The 18,278-nt window shown below is 69.1% G+C and carries 18 protein-coding genes and 5 pseudogenes; 11 read left to right on the top strand and 12 right to left on the bottom strand.

Annotated features, from left to right (window positions below; translation table 11 throughout):
• A pseudogene (locus ABT186_RS14050) lies at positions 1–821 on the top strand (hypothetical protein); the annotation flags it as partial.
• A gap of 1,035 nt (positions 822–1,856) precedes the next feature.
• On the opposite strand, the gene ABT186_RS14055 reads toward ABT186_RS14050, so the two are convergent.
• The 5 genes and pseudogenes from ABT186_RS14055 to ABT186_RS14075 all read right to left on the bottom strand — a co-directional run bounded on the left by ABT186_RS14055 (position 1,857) and on the right by ABT186_RS14075 (position 4,977).
• Positions 1,857–2,273: a hypothetical protein gene (locus ABT186_RS14055; protein WP_351925207.1), complete on the bottom strand. Its 417-nt coding sequence runs from the start codon at positions 2,271–2,273 to the stop codon at positions 1,857–1,859.
• A 454-nt stretch (positions 2,274–2,727) separates the two neighbouring features.
• A pseudogene (locus ABT186_RS14060) lies at positions 2,728–3,090 on the bottom strand (helix-turn-helix domain-containing protein); the annotation flags it as partial.
• 139 nt (positions 3,091–3,229) lie between these two features.
• The gene (locus ABT186_RS14065) at positions 3,230–3,724 is read right to left on the bottom strand and encodes a hypothetical protein (protein ID WP_351225660.1); all 495 of its coding nucleotides are present in this window, start codon (positions 3,722–3,724) and stop codon (positions 3,230–3,232) included.
• A 475-nt stretch (positions 3,725–4,199) separates the two neighbouring features.
• Positions 4,200–4,421: pseudogene (locus ABT186_RS14070) on the bottom strand (transposase); the annotation flags it as partial.
• A 73-nt stretch (positions 4,422–4,494) separates the two neighbouring features.
• Entirely contained in the window at positions 4,495–4,977 is a 483-nt protein-coding gene (locus ABT186_RS14075) for a DUF5994 family protein (RefSeq protein WP_351225658.1), read from the bottom strand.
• A gap of 251 nt (positions 4,978–5,228) precedes the next feature.
• On the opposite strand from ABT186_RS14075, the gene ABT186_RS14080 reads away from it, so the two are divergent.
• A complete protein-coding gene (locus ABT186_RS14080) occupies positions 5,229–5,489 on the top strand; it encodes a hypothetical protein (RefSeq protein ID WP_351225725.1) in 261 nt (86 codons plus the stop codon).
• A gap of 77 nt (positions 5,490–5,566) precedes the next feature.
• Positions 5,567–5,848, top strand: coding sequence for a hypothetical protein (locus ABT186_RS14085; RefSeq protein ID WP_351925209.1), 282 nt, complete (start codon positions 5,567–5,569; stop codon positions 5,846–5,848).
• 74 nt (positions 5,849–5,922) lie between these two features.
• On the opposite strand, the pseudogene ABT186_RS14090 reads toward ABT186_RS14085, so the two are convergent.
• Positions 5,923–5,973, bottom strand: a pseudogene (locus ABT186_RS14090) (hypothetical protein); the annotation flags it as partial.
• 979 nt (positions 5,974–6,952) lie between these two features.
• Here ABT186_RS14090 and ABT186_RS14095 point away from each other — a divergent pair.
• The 6 genes from ABT186_RS14095 to ABT186_RS14120 all read left to right on the top strand — a co-directional run bounded on the left by ABT186_RS14095 (position 6,953) and on the right by ABT186_RS14120 (position 10,709).
• Positions 6,953–7,291, top strand: a complete 339-nt coding sequence (locus ABT186_RS14095) for a MerR family transcriptional regulator (protein ID WP_351225652.1) — start codon at positions 6,953–6,955, stop codon at positions 7,289–7,291.
• 232 nt (positions 7,292–7,523) lie between these two features.
• Positions 7,524–7,727: a cold-shock protein gene (locus ABT186_RS14100; protein WP_351225650.1), complete on the top strand. Its 204-nt coding sequence runs from the start codon at positions 7,524–7,526 to the stop codon at positions 7,725–7,727.
• A 216-nt stretch (positions 7,728–7,943) separates the two neighbouring features.
• Positions 7,944–9,452 carry a DEAD/DEAH box helicase gene (locus tag ABT186_RS14105; protein WP_351225648.1) on the top strand — a complete coding sequence of 503 codons (1,509 nt, stop codon included), beginning with the start codon at positions 7,944–7,946 and terminating at the stop codon, positions 9,450–9,452.
• An 81-nt stretch (positions 9,453–9,533) separates the two neighbouring features.
• Positions 9,534–9,938, top strand: coding sequence for a CBS domain-containing protein (locus tag ABT186_RS14110; protein WP_502973197.1), 405 nt, complete (start codon positions 9,534–9,536; stop codon positions 9,936–9,938).
• A 53-nt stretch (positions 9,939–9,991) separates the two neighbouring features.
• Entirely contained in the window at positions 9,992–10,279 is a 288-nt protein-coding gene (locus tag ABT186_RS14115; protein WP_351225646.1) for an SCO5918 family protein, read from the top strand.
• A gap of 52 nt (positions 10,280–10,331) precedes the next feature.
• Entirely contained in the window at positions 10,332–10,709 is a 378-nt protein-coding gene (locus tag ABT186_RS14120) for a GvpU-like protein (protein WP_351225644.1), read from the top strand.
• A 708-nt stretch (positions 10,710–11,417) separates the two neighbouring features.
• Here the strand turns inward: ABT186_RS14120 and ABT186_RS47960 are convergent.
• A pseudogene (locus ABT186_RS47960) lies at positions 11,418–11,960 on the bottom strand (transposase domain-containing protein); the annotation flags it as partial.
• 84 nt (positions 11,961–12,044) lie between these two features.
• On the opposite strand from ABT186_RS47960, the gene ABT186_RS14130 reads away from it, so the two are divergent.
• Positions 12,045–12,707 carry a TetR/AcrR family transcriptional regulator gene (locus ABT186_RS14130; protein ID WP_351925210.1) on the top strand — a complete coding sequence of 221 codons (663 nt, stop codon included), beginning with the start codon at positions 12,045–12,047 and terminating at the stop codon, positions 12,705–12,707.
• 94 nt (positions 12,708–12,801) lie between these two features.
• A complete protein-coding gene (locus tag ABT186_RS14135) occupies positions 12,802–14,322 on the top strand; it encodes an MFS transporter (RefSeq protein ID WP_351925211.1) in 1,521 nt (506 codons plus the stop codon).
• Between the two features lie 65 nt (positions 14,323–14,387).
• Here the strand turns inward: ABT186_RS14135 and ABT186_RS14140 are convergent, their stop codons facing one another.
• The 5 genes from ABT186_RS14140 to ABT186_RS14160 are packed head-to-tail and all read right to left on the bottom strand — an operon-like array spanning position 14,388 to position 18,275.
• Positions 14,388–15,503, bottom strand: coding sequence for a zinc-binding dehydrogenase (locus ABT186_RS14140; protein ID WP_351236354.1), 1,116 nt, complete (start codon positions 15,501–15,503; stop codon positions 14,388–14,390).
• Positions 15,500–16,324: a phytanoyl-CoA dioxygenase family protein gene (locus ABT186_RS14145; protein WP_351236356.1), complete on the bottom strand. Its 825-nt coding sequence runs from the start codon at positions 16,322–16,324 to the stop codon at positions 15,500–15,502. The genes ABT186_RS14140 and ABT186_RS14145 overlap by 4 nt, the downstream gene beginning before the upstream one ends.
• 46 nt (positions 16,325–16,370) lie before the next feature.
• A complete protein-coding gene (locus ABT186_RS14150; RefSeq protein ID WP_351236358.1) occupies positions 16,371–17,129 on the bottom strand; it encodes an SDR family NAD(P)-dependent oxidoreductase in 759 nt (252 codons plus the stop codon).
• Entirely contained in the window at positions 17,113–18,084 is a 972-nt protein-coding gene (locus ABT186_RS14155; protein ID WP_351925212.1) for a TauD/TfdA dioxygenase family protein, read from the bottom strand. Before ABT186_RS14155 ends, ABT186_RS14150 begins: the two co-directional genes overlap by 17 nt.
• Positions 18,081–18,275 (bottom strand): MbtH family protein, encoded by a 195-nt coding sequence (locus ABT186_RS14160; protein ID WP_351236362.1) that lies wholly within the window; start codon positions 18,273–18,275, stop codon positions 18,081–18,083. The genes ABT186_RS14155 and ABT186_RS14160 overlap by 4 nt, the downstream gene beginning before the upstream one ends.
• Positions 18,276–18,278: the final 3 nt, after the last annotated feature.

Consider the following 18,278-nt stretch of genomic DNA (forward strand, 5'->3'; position numbering starts at 1 on the left):
CCGACGGCAGCCTGGATTCCACCTTCGGCACCGGCGGTAAGGTCCTCACCGATTTCGGCGGCATCGACGAGGCGTTCGGAGTGGCTCTGCAGACCGACGGCAAGATCGTCGCCGCCGGCTTGACCACCGCGAGTGGCAACGCCGACTTCGCACTGGCGCGCTACAACACCGACGGCAGCCTGGACTCCTGCTTCGGCACCGGCGGCAAGGTCACCACCGGCTTCGGCACCGGCAGCGCCGACCTGGCTTCGGGGGTGGCGGTGCAGACCGACGGCAAGATCGTCGCCGCGGGCCGGAGCAACGCGGGCGGCACCTTCGACTTCGCGCTAGCCCGCTACCTAGGCGGCGGCGCCCCTCAGTGCCTGACCATCACCAAGACCCATACCGGGAACTTCACCCCAGGCGGGCCGGGCGTCTACACCATCACCGTCGGCAACAACGGAACCGCCCCAACCAACGGCACCACCGTCACCGTGCACGACACCCTCCCGACACCGCTCACCGCCCTCAGCATCACAGGCCGCGGATGGCGCTGCACCCTGTCCACCCTCACCTGCACCCGCAGCGACGTCCTAGCCCCCGGGAGCAGCTACCCGCCCATCACTCTGAGGGTCCGCGTCCCCCGTAACACCCCCACCCAGGTCGTCACGAACACCGTCACCGTCACCGGAGGCGGCGACAACACCACCCACACCGCCAACGACCCCACCACCATCGACCCCGGTCCGGATCACCACAAGCCGGATCACCACAAGCCGGGCCACCACAAGCCGGGCCACCACGAACCGGGCCACGACGAGACCCAGGGCAAGAAGAAGTAACTCGCCCTGAAGAAGCCCCCTACCTGCGGTTCCACCGCAAGGAGGGGGCTCTTCAGTGGGCTGGGCCCGGATCTGGGTCGGCACCTGTCTGATCGGGCCGTCCGGTGATAGAGCCCAGGGAGTCCGGTGCCAGCGGCTGCCTGAACCTCTACCTGCTTCTCCCGCATCGTGGAGAGCTGTACAGCAGCGGAGTACAGCAACCACAGCAACCGACCATGACCGACAGCGACTCTGAGGGACCGTACGGCGGCCTCTATGACCGCCGTTGACCGATCTCTGTAGAGCTACGGATCAGAAGGTTGTGAGGGGGGTGGGTGCGGAGCCATTCGGCGTCTCGGGACCGTGCAGGTCTGGAGACTCCTATCCGGCCACCCCCCTTGGCCGCCGTGTTCCTCAGTGAGGACATCGAACCGGCCCATCTGCACCTCGGAAGCTAACAGCAGCCGCTGACACTGGCCTTGGTGCCACGGTTGGCGCCGCTGGCGGTCGTGCCAGACCCGTGCCAGATCGTGCGGGGAACCACGGGGAACACCGGGTAACAACTCGGCGAGCGACCAGGCGCCGGCATCGCTCCCGTGCAGGTCACCCCGGCCATCGCTCGCAGATCACCTCAGCTTCCCAAGTTGAGGGCTTTGGGGAGGCGATCACCTCCGATTCGTCCCTACGGCCCGGCCAGCGCGACTTGCTCCCGTCGACGGCACTGCATCGTTGCTGAGGCCGGTGGGGGTGCAGCGAGGCACACGCGCGCCTGATCGGTCGACGCACCCGCCATCGTGGCTGGCTGTCGTCGGCTGAGGTTCATGCGGCGCGTATCAAAGATGTCCGCCGTCGACCATCCGACCGTTCCGTGATGATCAACTCTGGGCCGTCTCTGGGCCGTCCGACGCCCCCCGAGGCCACCCAACGACGACCGGCAGCGGCAGGCGAGCCATCCACCGCAACTCACGAAACCCCAGGTCACAGCCCCCGGACCAAACGGGTTAACACCCAAGTTAGCGGTCAGGCAAGATGGGGTGTTTCTCCCCATCCGAGGGCTCAGTCCTCACCCACCTGCAACAACACCACAGTGAAGTGATCGCCAGTCCCCGCAACGACACCGTCGAAGGTATGCCGGGTGACCGGGTTCCATGCCCGTACTCGGGGCGAGAGGTCGCTGATGTTCGTGTACCAGACCGCCTCGTAGCCCAGCAGGCGCACGACACGTTCCGCCGCTCTGTGGGCGTGGGTGCGGTCACGGCGTCCTGAGTCCGGGAACACGAGGTCATAGGCCGCCAAGTAGGTCAAGAGGTCCACGGCGCGCTCGGCGTCGATCTGCGAGAGTGCGTCCTCGATCTCCACCGGTGTGTCCGGGCCGACTGCACCTTCCACTGCGTAGTGCTTCCAAGCCTGTTCGGCCTCGGCGGCCACTTGGCGCACGAGTTCCGGAACCGATCCGCCGGCCTCGTCGACCACACGGCCGAAGACCCCCTCTTCTCGCGACAACGAGCCCGTAAGTCCGCGCAGTTCCGAAGCTATGTCCACCGTGCCATTCTCTACCGGGTCAGCACCGACCAGGCCACGGCTGTGCCGCATCGTGCGATCAGGCGGTGAGTGTCTAACTGCGTGACAACGCCGACGAACAACCGCGGACGTGCACGGACGCCTGCGGACCATCAGCGCAGGTGAGAGACGTACGAACCCAAGGCAGCGGCCCCGCCCAAGTTGCTTCGGGACGAAGAGGTCGTGGGTTCAAATCCCGCCACCCCGACGCTGGTCAGAGGGCCATTCGCATGATCGCGAATGGCCCTCTTCCATGCTCGGGGGCCAAACAGGGGGCCAAACGAATGTGATCAGGCCACCGCGTCGCCCTCTTCCCCGTCCTCCGTCGCCTCCTCTTCCTGATCTTCAGCGAAGATGTCATCCATCATCCGTGCCGGCGGTGCTTGTGCGAGTAATCGGCACGGCTGTCGCCGACCCGGTCGCACTCGGCAAGGGTGCCGTCCAGCAGGACGTAGTCGGGGTCGGCTTCGCGTAGCGCGCGCAGTAGGCCGGGCGCGCGGTCGGCGAGCAGGCCGATCACCGCGGCCATGCAGGCGGGGGCGGTGCCGACGGAGATGCCGAAGCCGACGGCGAGCTGCGCGAGAGTGTCGTGCCGGCGCAGGTACACCAGACCGACCAGAGCCCGCTGGTGCGGTGGGAGCTTGCAGCGGCGGTCACCCTCGCGGGTGAGCATGGTGACCCACTCGACCAGAGCACGGGGCAGGTCGAGTGCGGCAGGGTAGGAAACCAACAGGGCTCCTGTGCCAGCGAGTTGAGACGTCGAACACCTCCCTCAACGGCACGGGACCCTTGTCCGTCGCGGACGGTTACGTCGTCACTCGATCAGTGGCCACGCTGAAACACCTCAGTGGCCACGCTGAAACACCTCATTAGCCAACGCCCACCCCGGCGGAACGAATACGGCGAGACCTCCACCAACCCCAGACCGTGTGGCCCACCAGAGCGACCGCAACGGCAACAGCCGTGAACCGAACGGTGGTCCAGGTACCCAGAACAACCTGACTCGGCCCGCGCGACTCCGTCTCCAGACGCATGGAAGTCTCATAAAAAGCCACCAGGGGAACAAGCAGCCGGAAGAACAGGCCGCCGATGCCCGGCACCTGTGCGAGGTTCCCCAGGAGCCCAAGGGGTGCTCCGAAGAAGAATGCCAGCACACCCCAGAGGGCAATTCCGGATGATCCCGCACCTGAGGAATCCAGTCCACCCAGGGAGGCCAGGCTTCCCTTAGTCAGGTAGTAGGTCACGACACCGATAGCCAGGCCCAGAGGCGCGAGAACAACCGATTCGATTTTAGACCGGCGGAAATAACCCACCAGAAACGCGTAACAGCCCCACGGCCACCCACCGGTGAAAACGGCGCCCACAGCCGCACCTGGACGGCCGCCCCAATGCTCAGCGGTAGGCCCTATCAGGCCAAGCAACAAGCCAAGCCCGAGTGGCGCCGCAAACGACGCGGCCCGAGCACCCCAAAAGTTCACTCTCTCCCCTTCCGGCCCCAATGCGGCATTGCTCCGGGCCCGTGTGCGCCCCGGAGTAATGGCCCACCCGAGGGAGATCAACCCTCATCACGGCGGACACATTTATGCATTATCGTAATATGCATAGCAGGTCCATGCCGCACCTTGTGTTGAGTTGGCGTAGGAAGTCTCCCCCTTCGCCACCCAGCCACTTGATCAGTCACATTCTCGCAGGTATTCCCTTTCAGCTGAGCGGCCGGATCTTTGATTTCCAGCTTTACCACGCCCCACTCGGAGGGGTTACCCAGCTCCGCCGACGGGTTGACGCCGTCACCCCTCTTGTGGATGACGGGCCGCCCAGGTTGAGGCCGTCGCCGGCCTCAACCTGGGCGGCGGCGGAGAACAGCCGCAGCCGCAGGCGCTTGACCTCCCAAAGCCGGGTGGGGCCGGTCAGGGCGAGCATGGGCATCCAGGCGAGCAGGTCGAGGGCGATCTGGATGATCTCCAGCCAGATCTGGTTCTGTGCGGCGTCGTGGAGGAGGAGGTTGCACAGGCCGGTGGCACGGGCGGCGCGGATGCGGTCCTCGGCCCGGGCGCGCTGGCGGGCACCGTCACCCACAGTGCATGGCGGTGCCACAGCGCGGGCCGGTCGACGGCGGGTCGGGCCGAGGGATCCGTCAGGTCGCCGATCCCCGCCTGCTTCCGGTGTCGATGAGGATCTGTGCCGCCTGGGCGATGTTGTCGGCTCTGACGGCTTGGGCCATTGCGGCGCGCGCGGCCTCGGGCGTCGCATGCGGTGGAACCACCAGTAGCGAGAAGAGGTCCTCGTCGCCTCGGGTGATCAGGACCGTGTCGTCACCGACCGGGAAGGAGTCGATGTGCACCACGCGGTCATCGACGACGATCCGTGTCGGGAGCGCTTCCCAGGCCGTGGCATCCAGCCCGACGCGGGTGACAGGGCCGACGTACTCGGTGAGGGCGCTCAGCAGAGCGGGCAGCTCGGCGCCGATGTCGCGCGACCGCGGCCACCAGGCACCGTCGAGAATGCCCTCACGCGACTCCGTCGTCTCCAGCCGGAGGAGCGCACACCCTGGCCGCACGGCCCGATGAATGCCACTCGGCAGATGGCGGTATCCAGGCGGTGTATCGGAGCCGGTCATGGTGGGACCGCCCGTCTTCGAAGTTCGGTGCGAACAGGTGATTCGCGTCTACCACGCTACTCCGCGTGCCGTCGCGCTCGGGTGCCTCCGATATCACCATGACCCCGGTGCCCGGTTCGATGGGCGGGGAGCACAGGCGCGGGCATACGCTTCAGGGAAGGGGCGTGCGTGGGAGCCTGGTAGGCACCCGGATCGCGGACGTCCGGGCGGCGACCGCGTACGCGCTCAGCGCCGCCCGCAGGAGGTGCGTCATGGATGCCGAGCCATTGCCCTCCGTGGGCCACGCCGAGGTCCGTATTGTCGCGGCGACACCCGAGGTCGCTCGCCGCGTCGCCCAAGTGCTGCGCTGCTGCTTCGCCTCGACAGAGCAGCGCAGCTACCCCGCCGGTCGCGAAGGTGCGACCCGTCTCCATCTCACCATCGACACCACGCACGCCGTGGAGCCCGCACGGTCTTGGCTGGTGTCCAGCGAATCGTCATTCGATGACCACGATCCCGCGGACGAGGTGTGACCGGCCAGTGAATGCCACGAAGACCCGCCACGCCATCAGCGTCCGCACCGTCGGTCACGAGCCCGAGGGCGACAGCCATGACGACACTCCGTGAACGCAAGACCTACCGGAAAGCGGTTCTCCGCTCTCTGTACGAGGCCGTCGAGCGCAATCGCCCCGAGGTCAGCGGAGCGACACTCCGTGACGAGATCCGTCTGCCCGATGAGGACCTCTTCGCGGCCTGCACCTACCTGGCCGACGAGGGCCTGATCACCGTCGAGTGGACATCGCACAGGACCCCCGCCACCGTCTCCCTGACGCATGAAGGCATCCGGTTCATGGAGGAGGAAGAAGAGGCGGATGCACCCCCTGAGGGGTGACTGGGGTGCCTGGTTGCGTCCCGAGAAGTGGAGTACTCGGTCAGCGCGGTGATCAGCGGCGGAAGCTCGGCGCCGGTGTCCCGGGAACGCGGCCACCGTGAGCCGTCCAGGGCTCCGCTGCGCATCGGCCGTCTCCAGCCTCAGCAGAGCCGTCCCGGGGCTACAGGACGATGGGTCGCGTCCGGAAGAAGCCGTGACGTATCGAAGCCGGCCGTGGTGCCGGCCCCCTGTCCAGCGGAGCGCGTGCGTCCGCGAAGTGCTGCGCCGATCCACGGCTCCTCCCGCAGGAGTGTGCGGCGCCTGCGGTGAGTCAGTCCTGCACGGACGTACGATCTGGCCGGCGATCAGCATCCGGCCAGGGGACGCGGACCACATGGCACCGCTCACGGTCACGCGGCGATCCGACCCAGGCACGCGGCAACTGGTCCAACAGCGCGGGAAGTTCGGCAGTCAGGTCATGGAACGGCGCCACCATGCGCCGTCGATGCGTCGGGGCTGCCGGCCGTGCGGCGATCGGGCCGCCAGCCGCAGGCGGGCTGTCGGCGGGGTGGGGACGGCGTTCATGGCGACTCCTGTGCCCGACGGGTACGCCGGACAACTGCGCGGCTCTCCGCCGACGAACAGTTGTCGGAGGACGTCGGCCACGAACCGGGCTGCTTCGGGTCCTCCGAGACGATGCGGACCTCCACCCGGACACGCGCCTCCGAGTCGCCCGCCACGTCCGGACGATGTGTGGTGTGGCGTGTCATGAGGCGGCCCCGGGGCCGGCCCGGACGGCCCGCATTGCCCTGCGCGCCAAGGACGAGACCGGTCTGATCACCGGCATGCGACGTGCCCTCGGTCACGTCGACCCGACGCCTGGCACCCGGGCGAACAGTTGCAGCCGTCCCGCACGGTGAGCCGTGCGACGGCAGGCCAGAGGACGGTTCCGCATCGACCTCGCAGCCTTGCCTGTGCGGCGGCAGGAAGTCTGTCACGGCGAGGCCACATGTCCGTGCCCGCCGGAGTTAGGGTTGTCGCACGAGGCTGATGGTGCTGAATCCTTCGGAGCACGGGTGCCGCGCACGCCCGGGTCCCTCGCCGCGTCCCCGAAACGAAGGTGCTATGCCCGCTGAGAACGCCACTGTCGCCGGCAACCTCGACGACGACGATTACCCCGCCTACACAATGGGGCGGGCTGCCGACGTTCTCGGCATCACCCCCGCCTTCCTCCGGGCCATCGGCGAGGCCGGGCTGATCACCCCCCTGCGTTCGGAAGGCAGCCACCGCCGCTACTCCCGACGCCAGTTGCGCATCGCCGCCCGCGCCCGTGAACTCGTCGACCAGGGCACTCCCATCGAGGCCGCGTGCCGCATCATCTCTCTTGAGGACGAGCTCGACGAAGCCCTCCGCCTGAACCGGGAAATGCGCCGGAAGCTGGACGAGCACGGCGTGGATATCTAGTCCCGCCGATGCAGAAATACGCGCTCCAGTGGGATGAGGATTCCTGGAGGATCCCGAAATCGCATGGGGTTTCCACCCACCCCTGTGTTAGCGTGATACCCAGTTGCGGTTTTGGTTGCCAGAGACTTGTTTCTTTGCAGAGCTTTCCGGGTCTTTCCGGAGGGTGATCATCGCGGCGACTCGGGATCCGCAAAGTGTGGAGTCCGGTACTGCCCCCCGAGGGAGATTCAATATGGCATCTGGCACCGTGAAGTGGTTCAACGCGGAAAAGGGCTTCGGGTTCATCGAGCAGGACGGCGGCGGCGCTGACGTGTTCGCCCACTACTCGAAGATCGCCGCCTCCGGCTTCCGCGAGCTTCAGGAGGGCCAGAAGGTTACCTTCGACGTCACTCAGGGCCAGAAGGGCCCGCAGGCCGAGAACATCGTTCCCGCCTGACGCTGACGCGAACCATGTGGCTGGGGCCCGCGCTCTTGGGGTGCGGGCCCCAGTCCATTACTTTTACCGCATTTCCGGAATTACTGACAGCCCCGGCTTCAACGCCGAGAGACCCAACTTTTCGCATTTTCTTCGGCTCATTCTTGTGAATCCTCGTGCGGCTCTCCACCGCTGGGGGAATTCCTCGATACGCGCCGCATCGAGGAAGGTTCCTCCATGAACCGCACCCGTCGTACCGGCGGCAACTCCGGTCGCTTCCGCGCAGACAGAAGCTCCACGGGCTCGGCGGGCTCCGCTCGCGGCAGCCGCTTCCGTGCGCAGGAGACACGCCGCCAGAGTCCTCGTCCGGCCGCCGGGCGAAAGAGCGGCCAAGGAGCACGCCCCACCACACGCCGACAGGAGTTCGCCCCACCGGTCACCCTCACCGATCCGCTGCCGGCGGTCCAGACGTTCGCCGAACTGGACATGCCCGAACGTCTGCTGGCCGCGCTCGGCGCCGAGGGCGTGACCGTGCCCTTCCCGATCCAGGCGGCCACGCTGCCGAACGCGCTGGCCGGCCGGGACGTCCTGGGCCGCGGGCGCACGGGCTCGGGCAAGACGCTCGCCTTCGGCCTGCCTGTGCTGGCCCGGCTGGACGGGCAACGGGCCCAGCCCCGGCAGCCGCTCGCCCTCGTCCTGGTACCCACCCGGGAACTGGCCCAGCAGGTCACCGACGCGCTCACCCCCTACGCCCGCGCCCTGCGTCTGCGGCTCGCCACCGTGGTGGGCGGCATGTCGATCGGCCGCCAGGCGAGTGCGCTGCGCGGCGGTGCCGAGGTCGTCGTCGCGACACCCGGCCGCCTCAAGGACCTCAACGAACGGGGCGACTGCCGACTGGACCGTGTCGCCGTCACCGTCCTGGACGAAGCCGACCAGATGGCCGACATGGGCTTCATGCCGCAGGTGACCGCATTGCTCGACCAAGTCGGCCCCGGCGGGCAGCGGTTGCTGTTCTCCGCCACCCTGGACCGCAACATAGACCTCCTCGTACGCCGTTACCTCCACGACCCCGTGGTGCACTCGGTCGACCCGTCCGCGGGAGGCGTCACCACCATGGAGCACCATCTGCTGCACGTGCACGACGCCGACAAGCACGCCACCGCGACCGAGATCGCCGCCCGCGACGGGCGAGTGATCATGTTCCTGGACACCAAGCACGCGGTGGACCGGCTGGCCAAGCACCTGCTGTCCGTCGGTGTGCGAGCCTCGGCCCTGCACGGCGGCAAGTCCCAGCCGCAACGCAACCGGACACTCGCCCAGTTCAAGGACGGCCACGTCACGGTCCTGGTGGCCACCAACGTGGCCGCCCGCGGGATCCACGTCGACAACCTCGACCTCGTCGTGAACGTCGACCCTCCCGGCGATCACAAGGACTACCTGCACCGCGGCGGCCGTACCGCCCGCGCCGGCGAGTCCGGCACCGTCGTCACCCTCGTCCTGCCGCACCAGCGTCGGACGGTTGACCGCCTGATGGCCGACGCCGGAATCACGCCGCGTACCGTCAGGATCCGCCCGGGCGAGGACGAACTGCATCGCATCACCGGCGCCCGGACACCCTCCGGCGTGCCCGTCACCGTCACCGCACCGGTCGACGAGCGACGCGAACGCACGGGAGCCGCCGGTCGCGCTCGGGGCGGACGGGCTGCCGCCCGGGCCCGTCGCTCCGCCCCGAGGAACAACCGATAGCCCGGACAGGGGGTTCGCTCCCAGCGGTCGAGGCCAGCTCTCGCTCGTCCCGCCCCGCCCGACGAAGAGGAGAAGCCCTTGATGCCGATTCCGCCCCGAACCCGGCAGGCCGAAACCGCCGACGGCACCGGCCTGACCGCCCGTGACGCCATGCACGCTCCCGGACCCCAGGTGGACGATCACATGACGGTTGACGTGGCCCTGTCCGTGCTCATCGGTGCCCGTGTCCCGCATCTGCTTCTCCAGGACGAGGACGGTCGATGCGCGGGACTGGTCACACGGGCCCAACTCGCCGCGCACCGCGGCGGCTCGTGGTACAGCGACCGGACGCGGCTGCGGGACATCCCGCTCGACCGCGGACCGTTCACCTCGTACGGGACCGTCCTCAGCGAGGCGGAAGCCGCCATGCGGGCCCGGACGCTGGACGTGTCCCCCGTGGTCGACGAGCAGGGCTACGCCCTGGGCGTCCTCGCTCTCACCCACTGACCGCCACGGTCGGCCCCTCCGGTGTTACTCCCCCCAGCCCTGTGGAGGCATCCATGCGTTGTGTTATCGCCCGATTCCCCTTCGACCTGATCAAGAGCGAGGTCGAGCAGTCGGTGGAGGGCATCACGCCCGAACCCGTCACCGGAGTGTCCGTGACCATCGGCCGCCGCATCTACCCCGTCAAGCAGGTCGGGGAAGTGATCACCAAGCTGGACCGCCGCGACTTCACCGCGGGCGAGATGCGCCGGGCGCTGACCGGGCTCGGCTTCACCTGCCACGACGCGCCCCCGGTCGCGCCGACCAGGAATGCCGGATCCGACCACGGTTTGCAGAGCTGGTGACCCCTCGATTCCCTCCCGGCGCCACGCCCCCGCTGGACCAGGCTCCTCAGGCATGTCGCACCCTGACGAACTGCTCGTCGGTATCGCCGCGATGGTGGAGTCGCAGCACAGCAGTCGGATGTCCCTGACCGTGGTGGTCCCGGGAGCCGTCATCACGGGGCGCCTGGCCCCGGAAGCCCTGTGGAAGGAGCGGGTGGCCGAAGTCCTGCGGGACTCCGAGCACCTGGGGCGGTTCGCCGCCGCGTTCACCCCACCCCATGACAGCGGCGACCAGCCACAGCACGGTGGCCGGCCCACGCACCTCCACTTCCACGTCGCCCGGATTCTCCAGGGCAGCTTCGGCATCCCCGAAACAGGCGGTATGTACCGCGTCGCGCTGAAGGACGTAAGCGCCTGGACCATCGGAGACATCGGCTACTCGGACCAGTGAGCCCTGGTCGTTTCGTCCGCACCCTCCCTACGGCTTGTTCCGGCCCCTGTGACCTTCGCACCCCCGTTCCCGGTCGGCCGGACGCACGCTGGTTCCACCGCGAGCATCTCGGGCAGGGCGGCCACGGCGGTGCCGTTCCCGGCGAAGGACGGAATCGGACGGCCAGGAGCGCCCGGGCCGGTTTCGCATGACGGACGTCACCGGAATGTCGACAGAGGGTCAGAGGGCGTCTCCCCGGGCGGGGCAAGCACCTGTCGGAAGCCCGTGCCCCGGTTGACTCTCACTACGGGTGTCAGCCACGGTCCGCTGGACGGAGCCTGGTGGCTGCGCTGCGAGGCCGCGCACGAATACCGCTGAGAGCACCACTTCGGTCACCGCGAGCACGGCGATGGCCAGCCCCGCGATGCGTCCCCATCGGGCGACTTCCGCGTACCGAGGGTGCTGACGGACCCTGGGATCCCACGCCGGCGGCATGTCTGCCGGGAGCCTCCCCACCCACAGCAGCGGAAAAGACGCCGCCGGGAAGCCGACGGCCCCGAACCAGAGCGCTGCGCGCGGGTCGCGGGAAAGGGGTGCCGCCATCACGAACAGTGCGACGCCGAGCCCCACCCTTCCACCCGGTCCGCGCATGCGAAGGGCTGCCGCATTCGCGGGCGACGCGATGACATCGCGTGCATGTTCCCCTGCGATGGGCGGCAACCGTGCCGGTCAGACGTCAAGCGCGAGACCGGTGCCGACGAGGCAGCCGTCGACCAGGTCCGGGCGGTACTGGATCTGCCTGAGTCCGCGCTTGGCGGACGGCCCGGGTGATCTGGCCCGGGGTGGCGGCTGCGAGGTTGTCTGTCTCGCGCTCGACCAGCGACCGGATGCCCCTCCTGAGGATTGAGATCAGGTGCACGGGCGGGCAGTTGGAAGACGGTGAGCCCGTGTGCGTGCACGGCGACGAACTCCCGCAGCCCGGCGGTCAGGCGCAGGCGCGCGTCGTCCCTGACGAGCAGATCGGCCCGCCGAGCTGGACACGGACGCCTATCAGCAGGTCGTACGGGTTCCGCCGGCCGAAGCGCTTCGGCTGGTCCTTGCGGCCGGTGCACTCGCGGACGGCGTGGATCGGCCTCGACCGCAAGAGTCGGCCGATCAGCGTCCTCACCCGCGCCACAGTCCATCGCTGATCCGCCCACCCTGCAACAGCGGCCCACGCTCCAACTCCCTCTCCAACCGGGCGAACTGGGCATCACTGAGCTTCGGACGGCCGCCGCACAGGTTCAGTACGCCATGAATTCAATCCACACTGCATTCAATACATGATGCATTCAATACACCGTGTATCGTGAGTCCGTGAGTACACCAGCCCCAGACCCCGTGCCCAGACGGGAGACCCGCCCGCCCCGCCGCCGGGTGCACACCCGTGTACGGCTGCTGGAGGCGGCTGAACGCGTCATCGTGGAGCGCGGCTACGCCCAGACGACGATCGAGGACCTCTGTGCCGCCGCGGGGTACACGCGAGGCGCGTTCTACTCCAACTTCCGCGGCAAGGACGACCTGGTCCTCGCGCTCTTCGACCGCCACTCGGCGGACCGTCTCGACCAGTTGGAGCGGCTGCTCGACGGGCCCGGGGCCGTCTCGGCCGAGGGGGTGGCCCGGGCGCTGCTGGAGGTCAACGCGCTGGAGCGGAACTGGATCCTGCTGTTCCTGGAGTTCCGCATCCACGCCGCCCGGGATCCGCAGCTCGCCGCCAAGCTGGACGAACACGACCGAGCCGTCCGGGACGCCCTGGCGGAACTGCTCCAGCGGTGCTGTCCCGGGGTGGCCCGCGGGGTCGCGCCGGTCGGCGGTGTCGCGGCCACCCTGCTGGCCGTCCGGGAGGGCATCCTCGCGCGGACGGCGGGCGAGGGACCGGGTGTGCGGGAGGCGCTGGACGCCGCGGTCGCGACGCTCTCGGCGATCCTGCCCGAACTCGGCATCGTGCCGGCCCCCGCAGCCCCGGAGCCGGAGTCATAGGGCGCGCGGGCATCGCCCTGCACCTGGCTGCACGTCAGGGGCGCCGGTCACGGGCCGGCGCCCGGTTCCCCCTACTTCCGCGAGGGATCACATCATGCAAGGGACGCCGCCCCGTCCGGACGCCCAACGGTCAGACTCCCGGCGCTGGAAAGCGCTGATATTCATCGCACTGGCTCAGCTGATGGTCGTCCTCGACACAACGGTCGTCAACATCTCCCTGCCGTCGGCACAGCACGACCTCGGCATCTCCGACGGCAACCGCCAGTGGGTCATCACCGCCTACTCGCTGGCCTTCGGCGGGCTGCTGCTCTTCGGCGGCCGCATCGCCGACCTGGCCGGGCGCCGCCGTATGTTCGTCATCGGCCTTGTCGGCTTCGCGGGAGCCTCCGCGCTGGGCGGTGCGGCGGTCGGCACCGCGACCCTGCTGGCCGCCCGCGCACTGCAGGGGGTGTTCGGGGCCCTGCTGGCGCCGGCCGCCCTGTCCCTGCTGGCCGTGACGTTCACCGAACCGAGAGAGCGTGCCAAGGCGTTCGGCATCTACGGAGCCGTCTCCGGTGGCGGCGGCGCACTCGGACTGATCCTCGGCGGAGTACTCACCCAGTATCTGAGCTGGCGCTGGGCGCTGTACGTCAACATCCCCTTCGCGGTCGCCGGGATCGTCGGCGCCGTGACGGTGGTCCGCGAACCCGCCGAGCGGCCGCAGCGGTCCCGGCTGGACATCCCCGGAGTCCTGCTGGCGACCGGTGGCCTGGTCTCGCTCGTTCTCGGTTTCTCACAGGCCGAGACACACGGGTGGCGCGCGCACTTCACCGTGCTGCTGCTGGTCGTCGCGGTGCTGCTGCTCGCCGTCTTCGTCGTGGTCGAGAGCAGGGTCGCGACACCGCTGCTCCCTCTGCGGGTCGTCACCGACCGCAACCGCGGCGGGGTGTATCTCTCCCTCGGGTTGTCCGTCATCGGCATGTTCGGCCTCTTCCTCTTCCTGACCTACTACCTGCAGGTCGTGAAGGGGTACACGCCGGTCGTCACCGGGCTCGCCTTCCTCCCGATGATCCTGGGCATGGTGACCGGGTCCACCCAGATCGGCTCCCGGCTGATGAACGTGCTTCCGCCCCGGCTGCTGATGGGCACCGGCTTCCTGGTCTCCGCCCTCGGCATCCTGCTGCTGACTCAGCTCAAGGTCGAAAGCTCCTACGTCGCCGTGGTGTTGCCCGCACAGGTCCTGCTCGGGCTCGGCATGGGCACGGCCTTCATGCCCGCGACGAGTCTGGCCACGCACCGCGTACAGCCGCGGGACGCCGGCGTGGCCTCCGCCATGGTCTCCACCTCGCAGCAGGTCGGCGGATCGATCGGGACCGCGCTGCTGAACACCGTCGCGAGCAGTGCGGGCCATCGCTGGGCCGCCCGGCACCTTCAGCAGGCCAGGTCCCTCGGCAGGACCGGCTACGCCGATCACGCCGCCGTCCACGGGTACACGGTCGCGACCTGGTGGGCCGTGTCGATCCTCGGCATCGCCGCGCTGGCCGCCTTCACCCTCATCAACGCTCCCCGTCAGGACAGCGACCCGTCCGCCGCGGCCGACGCGGAGAAGACGGCGGCGCCCGTCCTGCACGGCTGAGGCATGCGGAAGGGGTTCCTCCCGGTCGTACGGGAGGAACCCCTTCCGCATGACGCCCTCACAGGTCAACCGGTGAAGACCGCCTTCATCACCGATCCGTCGGACACCCGGGCCAGCGCCTCGGCGTGGTCGCTCAGCGGGAACACCGTCACCAGCCGGGCGAGATCGAAGCGCGCCGTCAGTGCCGGGAGAAGCTTCACGTACTCGACCAGGTGCGCTCCGGAGAACGCCCAGGAACCGATCACGTCCAGCTGCCGGAAGACGATCTGGTGCGGGTTGAGCACCGTGTCACCGGCGTCCGTGTACTGGCCGATCACCAGATACGAGCCCCCGCGCCGGGCCAGGGAGAGACCCTGGGCCACCGCTGCGGGCACTCCCGCACACTCGATCACCAGATCGGCGCCGAGACCGCCGGTCGCCTCCAGCACCTCGGCCAGCACCTCCTGGGGTGCTGCCGCGCCGGCGATGTCGATGTGCACGTCGCCGATGCCGGCCTCGGCCGCAAGGCGCAGCCGCTCGGCGGGGCCGCCCACGATGATCACCTTGCCCGCGCCGGAGAGCTGGGCCAGTGCCGCGGCGGCGAGGCCCACCGGCCCGCTGCCCTGGACCACGACCGTCTCGCCCAGCCGGACCGGCCGGCGCTCGTGGAGGGCGTGCACCACCGTCGGACCGGCACAGGCCAGGGACATCGCGGCCACCTGATCGAGCTCCGGGTCGAGTCTGACGACCGTGGTCCCCGGGCGCAGCACGATGTGCTCGGCCCAGGCCCCGGAAAGGGCCGGTTCCTCCGCCGTGGAGCGGTTCACGCCGTAGGTGCGGCGCTGCTCGCACAGCGTCGGCTCCCGGTACTGCCGGCAGGGCACGCAGACGCCGCAGGCGATGGAGGACGCCCACATCACCGCATCCCCCACCCGCAGCGGCAGACCTGCCGCGTCCACGTTGGTGCCGGGGCCCAGCTCGTGCACCACGCCGAGACCTTCGTGGCCGAGCACCAGCGGGGTGGGCACCGCCAGGTGGCCCTTCTGAAGGTGCAGGTCGGTTCCGCACACCCCGCCGTAACTGCAGGCCACCACCAGCCCGCCCGCAGGGGCCGACGGGAGGTCGAACTCCCGCAGTTTCAGGGGCCGGTCGAACTCCTCCAGGACCAGGGCGCGGGACCCCGGTACGGATCGCGCGGTCATCGTGCGGCTCCGTCGAGGGATGCGAGGAACGGTTCCTCAAGGGGCACCAGCGGCCGGGTGTCGCGCAGGACCACGTGTTCCGGGCGTGGTTCACCGGGCCAGCTCGGCAGGTTCGTGGTGTCGTTGTAGGTCGCGATGAGCAGCCGGCGCGGAAACGGGGACATATTCGGAGCCGAACCGTGCACGATCTCCGGGGAGAAGAAGACCAGCGAGCCGGCCGGGCCCTTGGGACTGGTCATACCGTGCGTGGTCACCAGGTCGGCGAGCTGCTCGGCGGTGAGCGCGATGTCGTCCGGGTCGAGGTGCAGCTCGGACTTGGCCTCCTCGCGGCGGTCGTCGCGCACCAGGCCGGCGCGGTGGGAACCGGGGACGAAGATGACCGGACCGTTGAACTCGTCCACCTCGTCGAGGAAGACGCCGACGTTGATCTGGCGTGGGGCGGGCAGGTTGTCGGCGATCCGCCAGGCGACGTAGTCCTGGTGCCACGACCAGCGTTCGCCGCCGAAGGCCGGCTTGGCGTTGATCTTGAACTGGTAGGGGTAGACGTCCTCGGTCAGCAACTGCCGGACCGGTCCCAGGACCCGGGGGTCGCGGATCAGCGCGGCGAACTCCGGCTGGCGCTGGTGGGAGGCGTAGACGGCCCGCACCGCGCCACCGTCGTCCTCGGTGATCCGCTGGGGTCCGGGCACCTCGCAGTCACGCTCGAACGCCGTACGCAGGGCCGCCACTTCGCCGGCGGTCAGTGCGGACTCCACCAGGAGGAAACCGTCCTCGTGGTAGCGGTTGATCTGTTCCTCGCCAATCAATTCTTCGCTGAACAATCTTCGCTTCTCTCGCTTGTCACGGATGGGCCCTGCACTGTGGCGCTCAGCCCATGAAGTTGCCGCCGTCGACGACCAGTTGCTGGCCGGTGAGGTAGCGGCTCCGCTCGGTCACCAGGAATTCGAGGGCGTCGGCGACGTCCGTCACCGTGCCGATCCGCCCGAGCGGGATCTGGCCCAGGACGCGCCGGCGTGGCTCCGGCTCGTCCAGCCGGTACCGCTCGACGACCTCGCGTGTGTCGGTGAAGCCGGGGATCAGCGCGTTGACCCGGACCGCCGGTGCGAGTTCCAGCGCAAGACACCGGGTGAGCTGAAGCAGCCCGGCCTTGCTGGCGCAGTAGTTGGCCCCGTTCGGCCGCGGCCGGACGGCGGTGGTCGCCCCGATGTTCACGATCGATCCGCGGCCTGCCGCCACCATCGCCGGGGCCAGCGCCTTGCTGAGGCGGAACGGCCCGGACAGGTTGGTGGCGATCACCTGGTCCCAGTCCTCGTCGGTCAGCTCCAGGAAGGGCCGGTCCCGGTTGACACCGGCGTTGTTCACCAGGACGTGCGGTGCGCCGTGGGCGGCGAGGATGCGCTCGCAGCCCGCCCGGACCTCGGCCGGGCGGGTCAGGTCGATCCGCACGGCTTCGATGTCGTACCCGCCCTGCCCGGCAGCCGCACGGGCCGCCCGCTCGTCGCCCCGGTAGAGGGCGAGGACGTGGTGACCGAGGGCGCTGAGCCGCCTGGACAGCTCCAGTCCGATACCCCGGGTGCCGCCGCTCACCACAGCCGTGCGGGCGGCCACCTCAGAACGGCCGGTCACCGGCGATGGCCGCACGGTCCACGACACGGCGGTGGGGGTAGTAGTCGGACGTGGCGTAGTGCTGCACGGCGCGGTTGTCCCAGAACACCACGTCCCCCGGCTGCCAGCGGAAACGCACCTGGTACTCGGGGTACTGGACCTGCCGGAACAGGTAGCGCAGCAGCTCCTCGCTCTCCTCGGCCTCGAGCCCCTCGATGTGGGTGGTGAAGATGGAGGTGACGAACAGGCTCTTGCGTCCTGTCCTGGGGTGGGTCCGTACCACCGGATGGGCGACCGGCGGGAACAACTCCTGGAAGTGCCTGCGCTGTTCGTCCGTCAGCAGGTCGCGGTAGTTCGCCGACGGTGTGAAGTCGTGCACCGCCCGCAGGCCCTCCAGGCGCCTCTTCATCTCGTCGGGCAGGTTGTCGTAGGCCGCGCCGGTGTCGGCGAAGAGCGTGTCGCCGCCGGCCTCGGGCATCTCCACCATCCGCAGGACCGCGCCGAGCGGCGGGTTGGGGATCCAGGGGAAGTCGTGGTGCCAGACGTTCTCGAAGCCGGGGTTGTCAGCCCCCTTCTCCAGGCGTACGACGTCCTGGGAGGCGCCCTTGGGCAGGAAGGGATGCTGGTCGATCTCGCCCCAGTTGGCGGCGAAGGCCCGCTGCTGCTCGTGGGTGAGTTCCTGCCCGCGGAAGAAGAGGACCTTCCACTCCAGCAGGGCACGGTCCAGTTCCTCGAAGAGCTCGGGGGTCAGCGGTTCGGACAGGTCCAGCCCCTCGATCTCCGCACCCAGCAGCGGGCCGTGGGGGCGCACCGAGAAGTGCCGGTACGGTCCGCCCTGCCGGTCCTCGGCGAGGCGCCGGAGCAGCCTGGGCCCGTGGTAGTCCTCACGGCCGTCGATTCCGTGCCGCACCAGCGCGCGGATGCGTGCCAGTTCCTCGATGTCCTGCGTTGGTTCGTCAATCGGCGTCGTGGTCATGTGGTTTCGTGCTCCAGTCGGTCGGTCGGGTGTTGGTCGATGTGGTCCAGGCACTCCTGGCGGGTGCCGGCGTGACGGACGACGGTCCAGCCGGAGGGGACGTCGACGAAGGCCGGCCACAGCGAGTGGTGGCCTTTCCCGTCGGCCAGAACCAGGTAGGTCCCGTTGGGGTCGTCGAAGGGGTTCGGCACGGT

It is taken from the genome of Streptomyces sp. NPDC001634 (genome assembly GCF_040298185.1).
Lineage (GTDB): Bacteria > Actinomycetota > Actinomycetes > Streptomycetales > Streptomycetaceae > Streptomyces.